The following is a 15731-nucleotide window of genomic DNA, read 5'->3' as shown; positions in this document are numbered from 1 at the left end:
GTATGTACATTCGAGGATGCGGAACGCCAGGCGATCAAGAATGCACTTGCCGCGGAGAGCGGCAATCTCAGCAAGGTTGCGCTCAGGCTCGGCATTTCGCGGCCGACGCTCTATCGCAAGCTCGGCCAATACGGGATCCGGCGCGGCTTCCTTTAGGTGCAGCTCCTTTCACCTCAGCAACAAAAAACCCCGCGGCATTCGCGCCGCGGGGCTGGGAAAATTCGTCGACCGAGATTGCCTTCAGGCGGCGGCCGCGGAAATAATCAGGCCTTTACGACAGCACCGGTCACTTTCTCCGAGACGTAGCCGAGGATGTTGCCGATGATCAGCGAGACGACCACAGCGGCCGCGACCCTGGTGATGGCGCCGATGCCCTCGCCATAGGCGGCGGCACCAAGCAGAAAAAGCGCGGCAGTCGTTGCATAGCCATAAACCGCTGACGGAATGGCGCTCAGCAATGGCAACTTGGCGGCGAGGATCAGGACTATGATTGAAATACCCACGCAAACGCCGGCCATGATCGCGGTAACACCAATAGACGTCAGTGCTATTAGTGCGCCGGCGGCGCAGACCGTTCCCCATAGGTTTGCAACCGCCGAACTCTTGAAACCGGCTTCCTTGCCGCCACAGTGATAGAAACTTCCCCAGCCGACAAATACCGCCCAGATCAGCAAATAGGGGTTGCCGATGGTGATCGCTACCCACGTTGCAATGCCGCCCATAATGCCGATGACGACGGCCAATCCTGTGATAAGATCCATATTGTCCTCCCGTTTTCCCAAAGCTCGAAGCGAAGAATCTCGATTCGGGATCGCGCTTCGCTGACGTCCCGACACGGAAAACGCCATGGCATCAGCCACAGGGTTCAGGAAGCTTGCCGGGTCCGGCAAGCAATCAGGCAGGCTGAGCCGCCGGTTCGCTCGCCCCGACCCCGGCGCGCAATGCCAGTCCGGCAGCGGCCGCGCCAAGGCACGGCGCCACGATATAGAGCCAGAGTTGCGACAGTGCAGCTCCGCCGGCGAACAACGCCGGGCCGAGCGAGCGGGCCGGATTGACCGATGATCCGGAGACGGCAATGCCGGCGAGATGGATCATGACCAGCGTCAGTCCGGTCGCCAGGCCGGCCAGGGGTCCCGCACCGCCTTCGGCCGTGGCGCGAAGGATGACGAGTAGAAACAGGAACGTGGCGATCGCCTCGAACAGGAAGGCCGACGTTGCGGAATAGGCCGACCAGCCGTTCTGGGCGAAGCCATTCGTCGCCACGTCGTAGCCGCCGCCTTTACCTTGCACGATCACGTAGAGCACCGCTGACGCAACGATCGCACCGACGCACTGCGCAAAGACATAGCCGATAAGGTCGTTTGCTTTCATTCGACCTGAGACGAAGAAGCCAAGGCTTACCGCCGGATTGAGATGGGCGCCCGAAATAGGTCCGACCGAATAGGCCATCGCCACCACCGACAGGCCGAAGGCCATGGCGACGCCCAGCAGGCCGACCTCGGAGCGCATGAATAGGACTGTCGCGCAGCCAAAGAAGACCAACGCGAAGGTTCCGATGAATTCACAGATGTACTTGTTCATTTCTTCCTCTCCTTGCAGATGACGGGACGGGAGCCGATGCGGTCGTTCGATGCGGATCCGGTCCAGATGCTTTAGGGCACGATGACGCCGCGGCCGGTGAACCGGCGGTTCTTGAAATCGTCGAGGGCGGTGTTGATGCTGGCGAGATTGTATTCGGTGTAGTGCATCTTCACTTTGCCGTCGGCGTTGAGCTCCATCAGTTCGACAAGCTCGGTAAAATTGCCGACCAGGCTGCCGCCAATGTTGATCTCCTCAATGACGAGATGCGCTGTCGGCACGTTGATGTTGCCGCCATAGCCGACGACGAACAGTTGCCCGCCCTTGCGTACCATCTTCCAGCAGATGTTCTCGACACCGAGTTCGCCGACGAAGTCGATCACCACATGCGCGCCACCACCGGTGATCTGAGCGACCTCCTCGACGACGTTTGGCCCGCCATCGAGCACGAAGTCGGCGCCCAGATCCCTGGCCAGCACTTGCGCCGCCGGCTCGCGGTCGACGGCGATGATGCGGCAGCCCGAGATCGCGTGCAGCGATTGCAGTGCGATATGGCCAAGCCCGCCTATGCCGAGCAGCACGCAATAACTGCCTGGCCGCAGCAGCTTGGCGGCGCGTTTGGCGGCGCGGTAAGCAGTGATGCCGGCATCGGCCAGCGGCGCCACCTCGATCGGCGTGATGTTGGCGTTCAGCTTGATCAGCGAACGCTCGCTGGTGATGAAATACTCGGCGAAGCCGCCATTCATGCCAAGGCCGGGGAATTGGCCGTTGTCGCAATACATGTCCTCGCCATGGCGGCAGTTGAGGCAGATGCCGCATGAGCGGAAGGGATGGCAGATCACGGCGTCGCCGCGCTTGACCGATTTGACGCCGCTGCCGACTTCCTCGACCCAACCGGCATTCTCGTGGCCCATTATGTAAGGCAATAGTGTGCCTTCGGGATCCATGGTCGGCTTCCACACCCCCTCGATGATGTGCAGGTCGGTGCGGCAGAGGCCGGCAGCACCCACCCGCACGATCACTTCGTCAGGCGCGGTGATCGTCGGCGCCTTGACCTCCTCGATCTTGAGCTGGACATTCATCTTCGGGTCGTACTCGTAAAGTCTGGCAGCTTTCATGGCTGTGTCCTTTCAACGTCGAAATCGTTCCGTCGGAATTGTTGCCTCAGGCGCGGCCGAGTTTTTCGGAGCCGCCGCCTCGTGCCGGGCCGGCCGTCGGATCCTCGTCCTCGGCAAGATCGCCAATCAGCGTTTCGGTGGTCAGGATCAGGGTCGCCACCGAAGCCGCGTTGGCGAGCGCCGTGTAGGTGACGCGGACGGGGTCGATGATGCCTGCCTCGAACATGTTCTGATACGTGCCGGTCGATGCGTTGTAACCGTAGCCGCCATTGATGCGGGTGACCTCGGTCACCACCGCTTCGGGATCGGCGCCGGCGTTGGCGGCGATGCGCCACAGCGGCCGCGACAGAACCGAGCGTACCAGGCGCACGCCCTCGGCGACATCGCCCTCGACGCCAGCCGCAGCCTTGTCGAGCAGCGGAGCGATCTGGGCGAGCGCCGAGCCGCCGCCAGCGACGACGCCCTCCTCGGATGCGGCGCGCACCGCATTCAAGGAATCCTCGATCAGCTGGATGGTCCGCTTCTGCTCGACCGGTGTAACGCCACCGGCATAGAGGATCGCGGTGCCGCCGGAGAGCTTGGCCAGGCGTTCGCGCAGCTTGTCCTGATCGATGTTCGGCGGCGAAGCTTCATATTGCCGCTGCACCTGGGCGCGACGCGAGGCGATTGACGCATGGTCGCCGCCGCCACGAATGATGGAGGTGTAGGACGCGCTGGTCTTCACCCGGTCGGCCGTGCCGAGATCCTCGGCGGTGACATCCTCCAGCCGGCCGCCGAGATCGCGCGCGATCACCTTGCCGCCGGTGATGATGGCCAGATCCTCCATCATCGCCTTGCGCCAATGGCCATATTCCGGCGGATGGACAACGAGGTATCTTCCCGGCCCCTGCTTGCCGAGCAGTGTCACCACCACTTCCGGCGACATTTCCTCGGAGACGATCAGCAGTGGCCGGCCATCCTCATCGGCAATGCGGCGAACCGCATCGAGCTGCCCGGGCTCCTTGATCTTGAGATCGGTCATCAGGATGTAGGGCCGTTCGAGCACGGCCTCCATCTTTTCCTGATCAGTTACCATGTGATGCGAGAGATAGCCGCGTTCGAAGGACATGCCCTCGACGACATCGAGCGTGGTCTCGGTGGTGACGCTGAAGTCGGTGGTGATGACGCCTTCGGCGCCCACCCGTTGATGGGCTTCCGCCACCAGCGCGCCAAGCTTGGTGTTGGTCGCGGCGATGTTGGCGACCGACGCCAGGATGCCGTTGCCCTTGGCCGGCTTGGCCGAGGCCTTGAGTGCCGCCACCACCGCCGCCACGGCAAGGTCGATGCCCTTGCACAGATCGACGGACTTCACGCCGCGCTCATTCGCCTCGACACCGCCCTGGATCAGCGCGTTGGCGAGCACGATAGCCGTCGTGGTGCCGTCGCCGGCGATCTCGTTGGTCTGCATCGACACTTCACGCACGACTTGCGCGCCCATGTTTTCGAAACGATCGTGCAGCTCGATCTCGGAGGCGATGCTGACACCGTCGCGAGTCACCATCGGCGTGCCGATCGGCCGGTCGATCATGGCGTTCATGCCTTTGGGGCCGAGCGTCGGCTCGACGGCGGCTGCAAGCCTGAAAACGCCACGGGCGAGAGCCCGGCGAGCCTCGGAATTGTGAAGCATTATTTTGGGCATGATTCCTCCTTCCGCCTTACGGGCGGGTTGTTGGTTGGGGGCCTCGTGCGAGGGAGGCCGTTGCTGTCAGCGCTGCTTCAGGCGGCCGGTGCCGTCCCAGGCGGCACGCGATCCAGAATGAAATCGACCAGCGTCGGTTCGCCGTCGATCACATCCAGTTCCTTGTATCTGGTCTGCTTGAGTCCACGGCACAGCGCGCCGTTGAACTCCATGTTGATGCGCACACCGCGCAGTTCGGCGAGATGGGCGCTGAGTGCACCGGGCGGGATGCGCTGCCCTCCCCAGGTCACGAAGACGGGATGGTCCGCCCGGCGGTCGGGAAACCGCTCGAGTAGCGCCGCCCGGTATCGCGGCTTCTGTTTGGCCGCCTCGCCCGGCTCGAACCGCGCGACATCGTAGGCCGGCAGGTCCATGCCGAGGATTTCGCGATCCGTCAGGCCATGCGCCTTGAGGCCGCGCAAGACCGCCTCCTGGCGCCGCTTGAAGGCTTTCATCGCAAAGGTTGCACGCAAGCCGCCGAGATCCTGATCCTCGGCAAGCAGGGCGAAGATGTCGCCGAAGCTCTTGCCTTCTTCCATACCGCGATTGACCTCGTCGGCGAACATGTGGTCGTGCAGCTTGACGCGATAGGCCGGCTTCCAGGAGAGCTGGTCGAGCGCCTTGCGCACCCCGTCCAGCATCAGGAACGCAAAGTTTGGCGAGCACCAGTAGGTTGGCAGGCGGAAGTCGATTTCCACGCTGCCATCGCCTGTCACCTGCGCCCGCTCGATGAAGCCCATCTCGGTGACAGGTTCGTCGAGTTCGGGGTCGTTGACCTCAGCAAGACGCCGCCAGAGTTCCTTCTGGCAGTCGCCGGAAACGCTGGCGGTTGCCATGGCCCCTACTCCGCCGCGATGCTGAAGGGCGAACCGGCGAGCGCCTTCTTCTTGGCTTCGATGTCGATGTTGTAGAGACGCGCGGCGTTGAGGCCGAGGATCTTCTCCTTGATCTCGTCGGTCAGCTGCACACCACGTTCTGCTGCGATATCCTCGGGGATCTGATAGGCCCAGAATTTCTCGACCAGCCAGCGCGGCGTCCAGATCGCGTAATCGGAGCCGAACAGGATCTTCTCCGGGCCGAGCCAGAACAAAAGCTCGGCGATCACCTCGCCGAAATAGCGAGGGCGCGCATGGATGAATGGCAGCGCCACCGCCAAGCCGCCATAGACATTGGTTTCCTGCGTCGCGATCCAGCAGAAATCGTCGAGGCGCGGCAGGCCGCAATGCTCGATGATCCAGTTGAGGCCCTGGAAATCCGTCGCCGCGTGATCGACGTCATGGACGTCGAACGCATCCTTCGAGAGCGGCAGGATCGTCGGGCCCTTGTGGACGTGGATGTTCTTGATGCCGAGCCTGTCGCAGAGTTCGAAGCACTTGTAGGCATCGGGATCGGTGAGCTTCCAGCCCTTGGAGGCGCCATTCCATTCGGCCGTGTACATCTTAACGCCCTTGACGTCGTAGGTCTCCTTGAGGAAGTGGATGTATTCCAGCGCCTTCTCGCCGTCGCGCGGATCGAAGGCGCCGTTGACGATGAACCGCTCCGGATAGAGCTTGGCCACCTCCGCGTTCCGCTCGATCGTATTGAAGCCGTTCTTGTAGAAGTCCTTGAGATAGGTCGACTGGACGATCGCCACATCATCGGGACCATCGATGAACAGGTCGCGATAGAGATCGTCGGCGCTGTATTTCTCGAACTTGCTCTTCTCCCACAGCTGCTCCTTCGGGCTCAAGCCCGTGTGATAGGCGTAGAAGCATTCGATGAACTGCTTGCCGTGGATATTCTTCTGGTTTTCCGGGCTGCCGTCCCAGAAATGGGTGTGGCCGTCGACCACAAAAATGTCCTTGCCTTCCGGTGTTCTGTACATGGTTGCCTCCGCAGCAATCGCGTTGATCGGTTTCCGCGCGCCGCACTCGGCGGCGCGCCAGCTTAGTTTGGGCGGCTATTCGATGTACTCGAACATCTCGTCCATGTTGCCGAACAGGATCACGGTGTTGTCGTCGATGCGTACCATCCGCCCGTAATGGGTGGAGCTGTTGACCTCGAAGGTTTCCGCCGTCATCTCTCGGCCGAGATATTCGCTGATCTCGTCCATCTTGAAGATCAGCTTGCCGTCGCCGTCGATGCGGATCATCGCCGGTTGATAGGTGACGGTTACGTTCGGTTTCAGGCCCATGAATTCGGCGATGGCCCTGGCCTCGACCGAGTCGTTCATGGTGACGCCGCACTGATGCGAAATCGTCTGTTCGAAGGTGATGTCCTTCATCGCCTTGAAGATGTTGGAATGCGTTGCGTCGCGTGCAGATAGTGACATGACGATTTCTCCTGTTTCAGCGCTTGAGGCCGAGTTCGCCGAGGATCTGGCCAATCCGCTCTTCGGATTTGGCCCGAACGTCGGTGAACGCGACCGGCTTGGAATGCGGCATCGACCAGATCGGCTGCAGGCCGGCGGCTGCCTTGTCGGCGAGTGCGCCGTGCTTCTTGACCCAGCCCTGGAAGAGCTTCTTGTTGGCGCCGCCATGCTTCTCGTCATTGGCGAGCAGATGCATGAGGTCGATCGTGTTGGCGAGGTTGCGCTCATAGTCGGCCTCGGCGGCCGAAATCACCGCCGGCGTGATGAAGTCATGGTTGGCGGCGGCGATCTGCATCAGGAAGCCGGAGCGGAACACTTCGCCCACCAGCGGCTCGAAGACGATGTTGATGGCGAAATACTGCTCGAGATAGTCGGTCGCGCCCATGATGGTCTCGACCGCTTCGCGCGTGCCTTGCCAGTTCTTGTCCTCGAGCCAGGCCTTCTTGCCGAGTTCGTCGTCCCAATCAGGCAAGTCCATGCCGATCTCGGCGAGGTAGAGGGTGACGTCCTGGGCAAGCCTCAGCTTGTAGGACGAGTTGGTCAGCGTCGCATTGTTGATCATCTGGGTGTAGCCGTAACGCTGCGCCTGCATCAGCGAGGTGCCGAGCCCGAATTCGGCGTGCTTCCAGGCGCCGAGCTGCGTCTGCAGGATCTTGACCCAGGCCTTGTCGAAGGTCTTCGGGGTGCCCGATTTGCGCGCATTGTTGATGACGCTCTGCACCATGGTCTCGATCTTCGACTGGCGCTGGTAGTGGGTGCGCTCCCACTCCTGGTCGGGAGCGCGGAAGGCATGCCAGTTGGAGCTCTGCGCGGCGGTGTTCTGCTTGACATAGGCGCCCTTGCCATCGGCGAAGGAGATGATCCAGTCCTGGATCAGATAGCGTTCCGGGTCGGGTTGAACGTCGACCGTCATGTCCTCGTAGTGGGTGGCGCGCTGGCCTTTCGGGTCGAAGTACCGGTATTTCCGGCTGTCGGAGTCGGCGAAGATGGCCGCGCCGGCGGCTCCTGATCCGACTGAACTCGAGGTTGCAGGCATAGTCTCTCTCCCTTGTTGCAGTTGTGGTTGGCTGTGCGTCGGCCGCCCCTCAATGGGCAGGCGTTGCACCTGCCGATGTGGTGAACTTGTCGAAGAAGATCCGCTCGGTTTCGAAGCCGTTCATGAACAGGACCGGCTGCAGCGCATCGATCATCGGCGGTGGGCCACAGGCATGGACATCGCCCTGCCCGTCGACCGCCAGTTGCTTGAGCACGGCGTCAACGCTCTGGTGCACGAAACCGCGTTCGCCTTGCCAATCGGCGTCGTCATTGGCGTGCGACAGCACGGGAATGAAGGTGACGTCCGAATGATTGCCGACCAGCTCGGCGATCCTGTCGAGATAGAACAGGTCGTTGCGGGTGCGGGCGCCGTAGAAGAAATAGACCGGACGTTTCTCGCCGCTCTTCAGGTGGTCGTTGAGGATCGACCAGATCGGCGACATGCCAGAGCCGGCGCCGACCAGGATCAGGGGTCCTTGTCGTTCGTCGCGGCGGAAACAGGTCCCGTAGGGTCCGACGACGGTGACTTCGGCTCCGGCTCTGATGCCTCCGGAATCGAGCTCTCCCGAGAACTTTCCCTCAGGGTATTTTTTGATGATGAAGGAGAGTTTTTCGGTTTGGTCCGGCGTATTTGCCATGGAGAACGAGCGCGTAATCGTCTCCCCTTTTTGCGTGGTAACCGTGATGTCGACATATTGCCCCGCCCAGAACTTCATTGGGGAGCCGAGTTCGATCTCGATGCCGCGAATGTCATGGGTCAGCTGCTCGATGCGAGCAATCCGGCCCTTGTACGTTTTCACGGCGATCGCTTTCGCCAAAATCTCCTCGTCGTAGTTGAGAAGCTCGACTTCCAGGTCGGAGAAGGCGATGCAGCGGCACAACAGGATGTGCCCACTCTCCTTCTCCATGTCGTTCAGCGCGAAGGTCGAGTATTTGAGCATGTCGACTTCGCCTTCGAGCAACACGCTTTTGCAGGCCGAGCATTGCCCTTCCTTGCAGCCGTGTGGTAGGGCGATGCCCTGGCGGAACGCGGCGTTGAGCACCGTTTCGCCATGCTCGACGTCGAATTCGACGCCGACCGGGCTGAGCCTGACCGTGTGGGTTTCCGACATACGGACCTCCAGTGAAAGGAAGGGGCGGGACCAACCCGCCCCCCTTTGGCCTGATCAGTTGCAGGGGTTAATGGTGAAGCCCTTGGCGTATTCCGCCAGGTGCTTCTCGCGGTCCGCGGGCGACATGGCACGCAGGGCGTTGAGCGGCGATCCGAGCGTGTTGCCGCGCACGTCGTCGAGCGTCCACATGTCCTTGTCGTCGAAGCGCAGATGCGGCTGCGGAACCAACGTCTTGCCGTCGGAACGGACGAAGTTCAGGTCCTTGATCGCATCGGCCAGATCCCAGCCGTCATAGAGCGTCTCCCACTCGCGCTTGCCGCTGAAGCGGCCCATCGCGGGCGTCGGCCGGCCCTGATACTCGTCGGCGAAGGCGACCGTTGCGGTCCACTTGTCGAGTTCGTGGGCGAAGGTATGCAGCTGACCGTCGATCTCGCCGACCACCATGTCCTCGCGGATCAGGCAGGGCACGAGGCAGGACCAGCAGCGATGCGGATAGACGTAGCCCACGTCGCTGTTGAACAGCAGCACCTTCTCGCCCTTGTGGCTGAGCTTGGCATACCATTTCCAGAAGTCGCCGAACTCGGCATACCAGCCTGGATATTTGTGCTCGAACCACTCGAAGTCCTTGTCGGTCTGGGCTTCGATGCGCCAGAAATTGACCGGCCAGCCGACCGCGAAGAACTGCCCGACCTTGTGGACATAGTTCTTCTTGGTGATGCGTTCCCAGGCTGCCTGGACGTCGTCGTGATGGACCTTGATGCCGTATTTTTCGAGCGGCAGCATGTAGGTGCGATAGTAGTCCTCATAGATCCAGCGGTGCCACATTTCCGCATAGGACTCCTTGTTCTTGTCGCGGTTGGTGGTGCCGTATTCGATGAAGGTGCCGATGGCGGCATCGACGATGGCGTGGTTCTGCCAGAAGGCGTAGCGCAGGTCGCGCTCGAGCAAGAGGTGGTTTTCCGGCTCCTTGAGCGCCGCCATCAGCAGCGAGTGGCCATTGCCGATATGCCGGCTCTCGTCGGACTGCACCGACAGGAACACGGTCGGCAATGCGTAGTCGCCGTTGCGGGCAGCCTCCGAGGGCATGGCGACAAACAGCGTGTTGGTGAAGGCGGTTTCGGCCACCACGGTCAGGTACATGCAGGCGGCGGTCATGGTGTCGCCGGTAATGAAGCCTTCGGCGAACTGCCGGCCGATGGTCGTGGCGTAGCATTTTCCGAAGGCTTCCTCGGTGATGTCGAAGCCGGCCGGATCGATATAGTTCTCCATGTACCATTTCTTCAAATTCATCTGGATCGTGGAGTGACGAAACTCGTCGATCATCTGCATGGTGAAGCCGGTTCTGAGTTCCTCGCCGGGCGCGATACGGGCGACCATCGCCATCGAGCGGGCAGCCGAGATTTCCGGAAAAGGAATGATGGCCAAGAAGAGCTTCATCCACTCGACCCAGCGCGGTTCGACGTTGCGGAACATGTCGCCGCGCAGCGCCGCATCGAGCGCACCGTAGACCCGGTTGTCCTTTTCTTCCTGCATCGGGAAATACGACCGCAGGACCTGCTTCATCGGGTCGCGCGGCGTCTTGTTGATCTTGTAGTCGGTCGGAAACGTCATCGCTTCCTGGACGTAGGAAGGATTCCAGCCGAGATCGGCAATCTTCTTGGTCGCCTCGCCGACGGAGATTCCGCGTTGTGAGGTAATCTTGTTGAGCGTCAGAGACGTCATGGTCATAAGCCTCCACCAGGTTTGAGCCGCAGGTCCCTTGACCCCGGCATGAAGCGGCACACAGCACCGCCAGTGAGAGTGCGAGCGGCACGACAAAGGGTTGCGCATCGAGGCGCGACTCATGGTCAGGCCGTTCAAGTGGATCGCGGCAAAGGTTCTTGAGGTGTTTTGGCAGAGACCCGCGGCGCCAACCGCATATGCGATGGGCGTATCGAAGCGGTCTCTGCTTCCTCCGTTCCTTCGTTCTTTTGGCACCGCGTCAGAAATGCGATGGGCTTCTTGTGGAAAGGTACAAAGCAAGCGCCGTGCCAGTTTGAAAAGAGCGCCCATGGCTGTGACTCAAAACAAAATCGCCGCCCTTGCCACACTAAGCGGGTGGCCAACTGTAACGTTCTTTTACAATCGTAACATACGCTTGTAATATTTATGATCTATTCGCAGGTGCAATATGGTTAGTTAGCACATGCAACAAAACCGAGAACAAATATCATCTATTCAATTCTACGTCTTTCTCTACTATTTGAAGGCGACGCTCATAGACGGGCCTCGCGCTGGAGAGAGACAATGCCGAGCGATAGAGACAGTCGGGGGCCGCCCGAGCCAATGTCCCGCCAGCCCGACGGCGTCACCGGCGATCTTGTCAGGCTGATGCCTCGCGATCTGGTCTTTGTCATGCGCTTCATGGGCGAGAGCCAACATCGCCTACAGAGCCACTTCCAGGACTTCATCCGGGCCGAGCTTGCCGCCGGCGGCGTCACCACGGAAACGCATCCGATGATCCATCTGTTCATCGAAAACCACGCGATCCTGTTGCGGGACTTCGTGTTTTCCGGGGTTTCGCTGACGCGCCAGTTCCGCGTCGACGAGATTGAGCGCCTGACCGGCGACACGACATCCATGATCCGCGTCGACATCTGGGATCAACTCAAGAGCCACATCGAAACGGCCGAAAAACAGTTCCAGTCGCAGGCCGGCACGTTGCCAAAATTGCTGTCGGCCTTCGAAAAGCCGCCCAAGCCTTTGGGGAGCGAAAAATGACAGGTGGGCCCGATATCGCCAGGCGTGACGCGCTGCTCGCCCGCCGGCTCGATCTGGTCGCTAATGTCTCCGCGCTCACCGCCGAGGCGCTGCGGCTCAATCAGAAACGCGCCGGCATCGAGATGGATGTGCTGCGCCTCGAGCTGGAAATCGGCAGAAGCGGCGCCAGCGAGCAACTGGTGCGGGACTTGCATGAGGCAGAGCAGAGCGCGGCGGCGGTCATGCAGACATCCGCGGCGTGCGAGGACCGCATCATAGCTGCGGAAGGTGAAGTCGAGGACGTTGATCGCCGGCTTGCCGCGACAGCGAACAAGGATTGACGGGAGAGACAGTATGAACCAGCAGACGATGCAGAACCTGACCTTGTTCGACCTTCTGGCGCGGAGTTGGCGTCGCCCGTCGGGGATCGCCGATCTGCGCTTCAGCACCGATGGTTCGGCTGTTGCCTTCACCTGTGTGGATGGAACAATCGCCATCGCCATGGTCGCGGATCACGAGCCGCCGGAAACACGGATCAGGGTGAGCAACGATCTCGGGCAGACGACGATCCGCCCAAGGGAAAAGCCACCCGTCCCGCTGATCGCCACGGCGGCATTCGGAGATGGCGATGTCCCGATCACCGCCTATGCGCATTCCGGCTTTCTGGTTGGCGCGGCCAGCGGTGAAGTGGTGCATCTGGCTGCCGACGGTGAAGCAGCGGCCCCTTTGGTCAAGATCGACGGACCGATCGTCGCCATCGACCACAGCCCCCGGACGGACATGACAGCCATCAGCAATGGCCATGCTGTCTTCCTGTCGCGCGGCCAAGGCGGGGCAGTGCAACTGAAACATGCCGCGACATCGTCCATGGATGCCCTCGCTTTCTCACCTGGCGGGCGTCGCCTCGCCTGCGGCCTAGATGAGGGACTATCGATCTGGTCTGTCGATGGCGACGCCGCCTTGATACGCGATGTCTCGTTTCCAGCGCGCCCGGTGTCGATCCGCTGGAGCAGCGACGGCACCTGGCTGGCCTGCGGGCTCGAAACCGGAGGCCTTGCCCTGGTCAGCATGGCCGATGGCCACGCTGACATCGTCGCAGGATTTCCATCGCCGGTGCGGACCGTGTGCTGGAGCGAGCCGGCGAATGCGCTGTTTGCCCCGGGCGCGTTCCGGATCGCCGGCTGGTCGATGACCGCGCCGCCGGTTGGCGGCGAAACCTCCGGCGCGCTGGAGACGGGTCGTGCCGGACTGGTGCTGGTCGAAACGGTGGCGGCGCACCCCGAGAAGAAACTCATTGCGGCCGGCTACGCCAACGGCCGGATCACCATCGCCCAGATCGGCGCCCGTGACGAACACCTCGTCAGGCCTCTGGGCAGCGCGGTCACCGCGCTTGCCTGGTCCGGCGACGGACGGCATCTGGCGGTGGGCGCCGTCGGCGGCACCGCCGCGATCGTCACCTTTCCAGCGCAGATGTTCAAATAAAGGACGCAGTCGGTATGAAACAGGAGGATGAAATGCAGACCGAACTCACCGCCGAAGACGAGAGCAAGGACGAGTTTTTCGAACGACTCGCCAAATTGGCGGAAGAAATGGTTGCCAAGCACGGCAAGGATTTCAGCATGGGCGCTTTGGTGCTTGCCGCCCGCTGGATTGCCGAGAACCGTGTTGGTCAATTGAAGACGAACTAGGATCAATTGCTCGGTCACGGCATCGGGCGGCGCTTTTTTAGGCCGCAGCGCTCGGACGACATTGCGCCGATCGGCGACGAAGGCGCCGGCGGCGAGGTCGCGGATCAGGCTCTCGTTGTGTCGGCCAGGGAGTCTGCTCAATCCTGGATATTGCAGCGGTGTTATAAGATTTCTGCAATTTTCTTATAACGCCGATTGCGTCGCTCAAGCTCATGCCGTTATAAGAGAGACGCATTTTTCTTATAACGGAGCCGCCACATGAAGACGGTCGATCTCGTTTATCGCACGATGTATGCGGAACTCGTCCAGCGCTCCCTTGATGCATCGTTCAAAACCGACTTCTCAACCGGGGGTAATTTCGTCCGGGTTCCGGTGAAGGGGCGGGATTACTGGTATTTTGAGGAAACCCAGCCTAAGAAAACGCGGAAGTATGTCGGCCCGTCCGACGATCCTGAGATTTCGAAACGCGTTGAAGCCTTCCAGGAGATCAAGGAAGATCTTCGCAGCCGTCGGAAACTCGTCTCCACGCTGACCCGCGAAGCAGGGCTGACTGCACCGGATCGGTTCACTGGCGATGTCGTTGAAGTCATGGGAGCAGCAGGAATCTTCCGCCTAAGAGGCGTGCTCGTCGGTACGGTTGCCTTCCAGACGTATGCGGGACATCTCGGCGTAAGATTGCCCGGTGCTTCATTGCAAACTGGCGATGCCGATTTCGCGCAGCACTACTCGATCTCGTCGTCAGTCGCAGACAGCCTGCCTCCGATCCTGGAAATCTTGAGAGAGATTGACCCAACCTTCAGGGAGATCCCCCACAGATCTCGTCCCGGGCACGCGACGCAATTCGAGAATGCAACGAGATACAAGGTCGAGTTCCTTACGCCGAACCGGGGATCCGATGACTACACCGACCACGCCAGTCCGATGCCAGCACTTGGCGGTGCTTCGGCGCAGCCTTTGCGTTTCCTAGATTTCCTGATCCACGAACCCATCCGGACGGTGATGCTGCATCGGTCAGGGGTGCCTGTAACCGTGCCGTCGCCGGAACGCTATGCAGTTCACAAGCTCATCGTCGCCTCCCGTAGGCAATCAGATAAAAACGGCGTCGCCAAGCGCGAAAAAGACGTCTATCAGGCCAGCCTGCTTGTCGAGGCACTGGAGGCCACCCGTCGCCAGGACGACCTTGCAACAGCTTTCTCTGAAGCGTGGGGCAGGGGACAACACTGGCGCGAGGCGATGCTGAAGGGGCTGGGCCTGATGCCGCCGAAAAAACGACAGGAGGTTGAGGAGACAGTCAGAAACGCTCTGGTTGAGATCGGCGAGGAGTTGGACGGCTTCAGCTTGGCCGTGAAGTCGTAGCCAGCAAAAGGGCGACCCGAAAGCCGCCCTCTCCATTTTCGCACTTGCCTAGCGATTCACTCCCAACACCGGGTCGGAACAAGAATTGTTCGCGCAGACACGCTAATGTCGAACGAAGCTCGAACACGCGCATAGATCTGTAGATGAAGCGACCGGGCTGGTTGAAAGCCTCCGGTCAATGACGAACCACTACCCCTTGGAATTTAGTGTGCCGAGGGAGAAGGCGAGTGGGTAGAAGACGGCTTGTCAGTTCAAGGAAGCGGCGATACTTCTGGGCATGGTGACGGACGAGGATAGCCTGATCCGTCACTTTACACTGGACCCGGCAGATAGATTGGAATGCGAACTCCGCCGGCGACCGCAGAACAAGCTTGGCTTCGCCGTTCACCTCTGCACGATGCGACAAACGGGGCGGCTCTTGTGGGACAACGAGCAGCCACCCGCGGCTGTGATCAACTGTCGTGCGGATCAGCTCGGAATAGACGCGCGCCTCTACGCCTTCTGTGCACATCGAGTACAGACGCGTTTCGATCACAGCCGGTCGTTGATGGCTTACCTCCGTCTCCGGGCTGCATCTCGAGACGATCGCCGTGCCGCCCTTGTGGCTGCAATCGACGCGGCAGCCAATGGCGATCACGGGTTGCCGATCGCGACAGCAGTCATTACCGAGTTCCGGAAATGAAACGCACTCCTGCCCTCGCTGGCCTGCGTTAGGAGCCGTTCACGGGATCGCGACGCCGCCTCTGTTCCGGATCACACAGCATCGACTCGATCTGGTCGCGGGATCGACCTACATCCTCTGCTAGGTCGCGTCGTCTTTACCAACATAGTGGCTTGGCGGCGCGCCCATGGTTTTCTTGAAAGCCCTGCTGAATGATGTCTCCGATCCATAACCGAGGCGAACATCCGGACGCGCCTGAGATAGTCAGCCGGCGTGATTTCGACGACAGCCACGAATTTGGCGGCAAATGACGCACGAGACGCACCCATTGCGTCAGCAAGGCTCTCGATTGTCCAGTTGCGCTCCGGATGCTGGTG

Annotated in this window: 17 protein-coding genes and 1 pseudogene; 7 read left to right on the top strand and 11 right to left on the bottom strand. The window is 60.9% G+C overall.

The window, feature by feature from the left end; translation table 11 throughout:
• A partial coding sequence (locus EOA13_RS39475) for a helix-turn-helix domain-containing protein (protein ID WP_164780528.1) occupies window positions 1-156 on the top strand: 156 nt, incomplete at its 5' end.
• Between the two features lie 107 nt (window positions 157-263).
• On the opposite strand, the gene EOA13_RS34760 is transcribed toward EOA13_RS39475, so the two are convergent.
• From EOA13_RS34760 to EOA13_RS34715, 10 genes are all read right to left on the bottom strand, one after another.
• A complete protein-coding gene (locus EOA13_RS34760) occupies window positions 264-848 on the bottom strand; it encodes a DUF1097 domain-containing protein (protein WP_127297733.1) in 585 nt (194 codons plus the stop codon).
• Window positions 849-894: 46 nt separating this feature from the next.
• The gene (locus EOA13_RS34755; protein ID WP_127297732.1) at window positions 895-1581 is read right to left on the bottom strand and encodes an aquaporin; all 687 of its coding nucleotides are present in this window, start codon (window positions 1579-1581) and stop codon (window positions 895-897) included.
• A 71-nt stretch (window positions 1582-1652) separates the two neighbouring features.
• The gene (locus tag EOA13_RS34750; RefSeq protein WP_109661589.1) at window positions 1653-2696 is read right to left on the bottom strand and encodes an NAD(P)-dependent alcohol dehydrogenase; all 1044 of its coding nucleotides are present in this window, start codon (window positions 2694-2696) and stop codon (window positions 1653-1655) included.
• A 46-nt stretch (window positions 2697-2742) separates the two neighbouring features.
• Complete coding sequence (locus EOA13_RS34745) at window positions 2743-4374, bottom strand: molecular chaperone GroEL (RefSeq protein ID WP_127297731.1); 1632 nt, start codon at window positions 4372-4374, stop codon at window positions 2743-2745.
• Between the two features lie 77 nt (window positions 4375-4451).
• On the bottom strand, window positions 4452-5249 hold the full coding sequence (locus EOA13_RS34740; RefSeq protein ID WP_127297730.1) for an iron-sulfur cluster assembly protein: 798 nt from the start codon (window positions 5247-5249) through the stop codon (window positions 4452-4454).
• 5 nt (window positions 5250-5254) lie between these two features.
• Window positions 5255-6277, bottom strand: coding sequence for an amidohydrolase family protein (locus EOA13_RS34735; protein ID WP_127297729.1), 1023 nt, complete (start codon window positions 6275-6277; stop codon window positions 5255-5257).
• A gap of 75 nt (window positions 6278-6352) precedes the next feature.
• Window positions 6353-6724 carry an MmoB/DmpM family protein gene (locus EOA13_RS34730; RefSeq protein WP_127297728.1) on the bottom strand — a complete coding sequence of 124 codons (372 nt, stop codon included), beginning with the start codon at window positions 6722-6724 and terminating at the stop codon, window positions 6353-6355.
• 16 nt (window positions 6725-6740) lie between these two features.
• Complete coding sequence (locus EOA13_RS34725) at window positions 6741-7799, bottom strand: aromatic/alkene monooxygenase hydroxylase subunit beta (RefSeq protein ID WP_127297727.1); 1059 nt, start codon at window positions 7797-7799, stop codon at window positions 6741-6743.
• Window positions 7800-7848: 49 nt separating this feature from the next.
• Entirely contained in the window at window positions 7849-8910 is a 1062-nt protein-coding gene (locus EOA13_RS34720) for a 2Fe-2S iron-sulfur cluster binding domain-containing protein (RefSeq protein WP_127297726.1), read from the bottom strand.
• A gap of 54 nt (window positions 8911-8964) precedes the next feature.
• A complete protein-coding gene (locus EOA13_RS34715; protein WP_127297725.1) occupies window positions 8965-10632 on the bottom strand; it encodes an aromatic/alkene/methane monooxygenase hydroxylase/oxygenase subunit alpha in 1668 nt (555 codons plus the stop codon).
• 564 nt (window positions 10633-11196) lie between these two features.
• On the opposite strand from EOA13_RS34715, the gene EOA13_RS34710 reads away from it, so the two are divergent.
• From EOA13_RS34710 to EOA13_RS34690, 6 genes are all read left to right on the top strand, one after another.
• Window positions 11197-11670: a hypothetical protein gene (locus EOA13_RS34710; RefSeq protein ID WP_127297724.1), complete on the top strand. Its 474-nt coding sequence runs from the start codon at window positions 11197-11199 to the stop codon at window positions 11668-11670.
• Window positions 11667-11990, top strand: coding sequence for a hypothetical protein (locus tag EOA13_RS34705; RefSeq protein ID WP_127297723.1), 324 nt, complete (start codon window positions 11667-11669; stop codon window positions 11988-11990). Before EOA13_RS34710 ends, EOA13_RS34705 begins: the two co-directional genes overlap by 4 nt.
• A 13-nt stretch (window positions 11991-12003) precedes the next feature.
• Window positions 12004-13131 (top strand): WD40 repeat domain-containing protein, encoded by a 1128-nt coding sequence (locus EOA13_RS34700; RefSeq protein WP_127297722.1) that lies wholly within the window; start codon window positions 12004-12006, stop codon window positions 13129-13131.
• A 32-nt stretch (window positions 13132-13163) separates the two neighbouring features.
• Window positions 13164-13337 (top strand): hypothetical protein, encoded by a 174-nt coding sequence (locus tag EOA13_RS38160; protein ID WP_164780526.1) that lies wholly within the window; start codon window positions 13164-13166, stop codon window positions 13335-13337.
• A 258-nt stretch (window positions 13338-13595) separates the two neighbouring features.
• Window positions 13596-14693, top strand: coding sequence for a GSU2403 family nucleotidyltransferase fold protein (locus EOA13_RS34695; RefSeq protein WP_127297721.1), 1098 nt, complete (start codon window positions 13596-13598; stop codon window positions 14691-14693).
• A 277-nt stretch (window positions 14694-14970) separates the two neighbouring features.
• Window positions 14971-15375 carry a DUF4158 domain-containing protein gene (locus tag EOA13_RS34690; protein ID WP_127297720.1) on the top strand — a complete coding sequence of 135 codons (405 nt, stop codon included), beginning with the start codon at window positions 14971-14973 and terminating at the stop codon, window positions 15373-15375.
• A gap of 120 nt (window positions 15376-15495) precedes the next feature.
• Here EOA13_RS34690 and EOA13_RS39145 read toward each other — a convergent pair.
• Window positions 15496-15731 (bottom strand): annotated as a pseudogene (locus tag EOA13_RS39145) (helix-turn-helix transcriptional regulator); the annotation flags it as partial.

The sequence above is a fragment of the Mesorhizobium sp. M7A.F.Ca.US.011.01.1.1 genome (assembly GCF_003998295.1).
Taxonomy (GTDB): Bacteria; Pseudomonadota; Alphaproteobacteria; order Rhizobiales; family Rhizobiaceae; genus Mesorhizobium.
The sequence above is the reverse complement of the archived record's forward strand: the minus strand, read 5'-3'. Positions and strand labels throughout refer to the sequence as shown.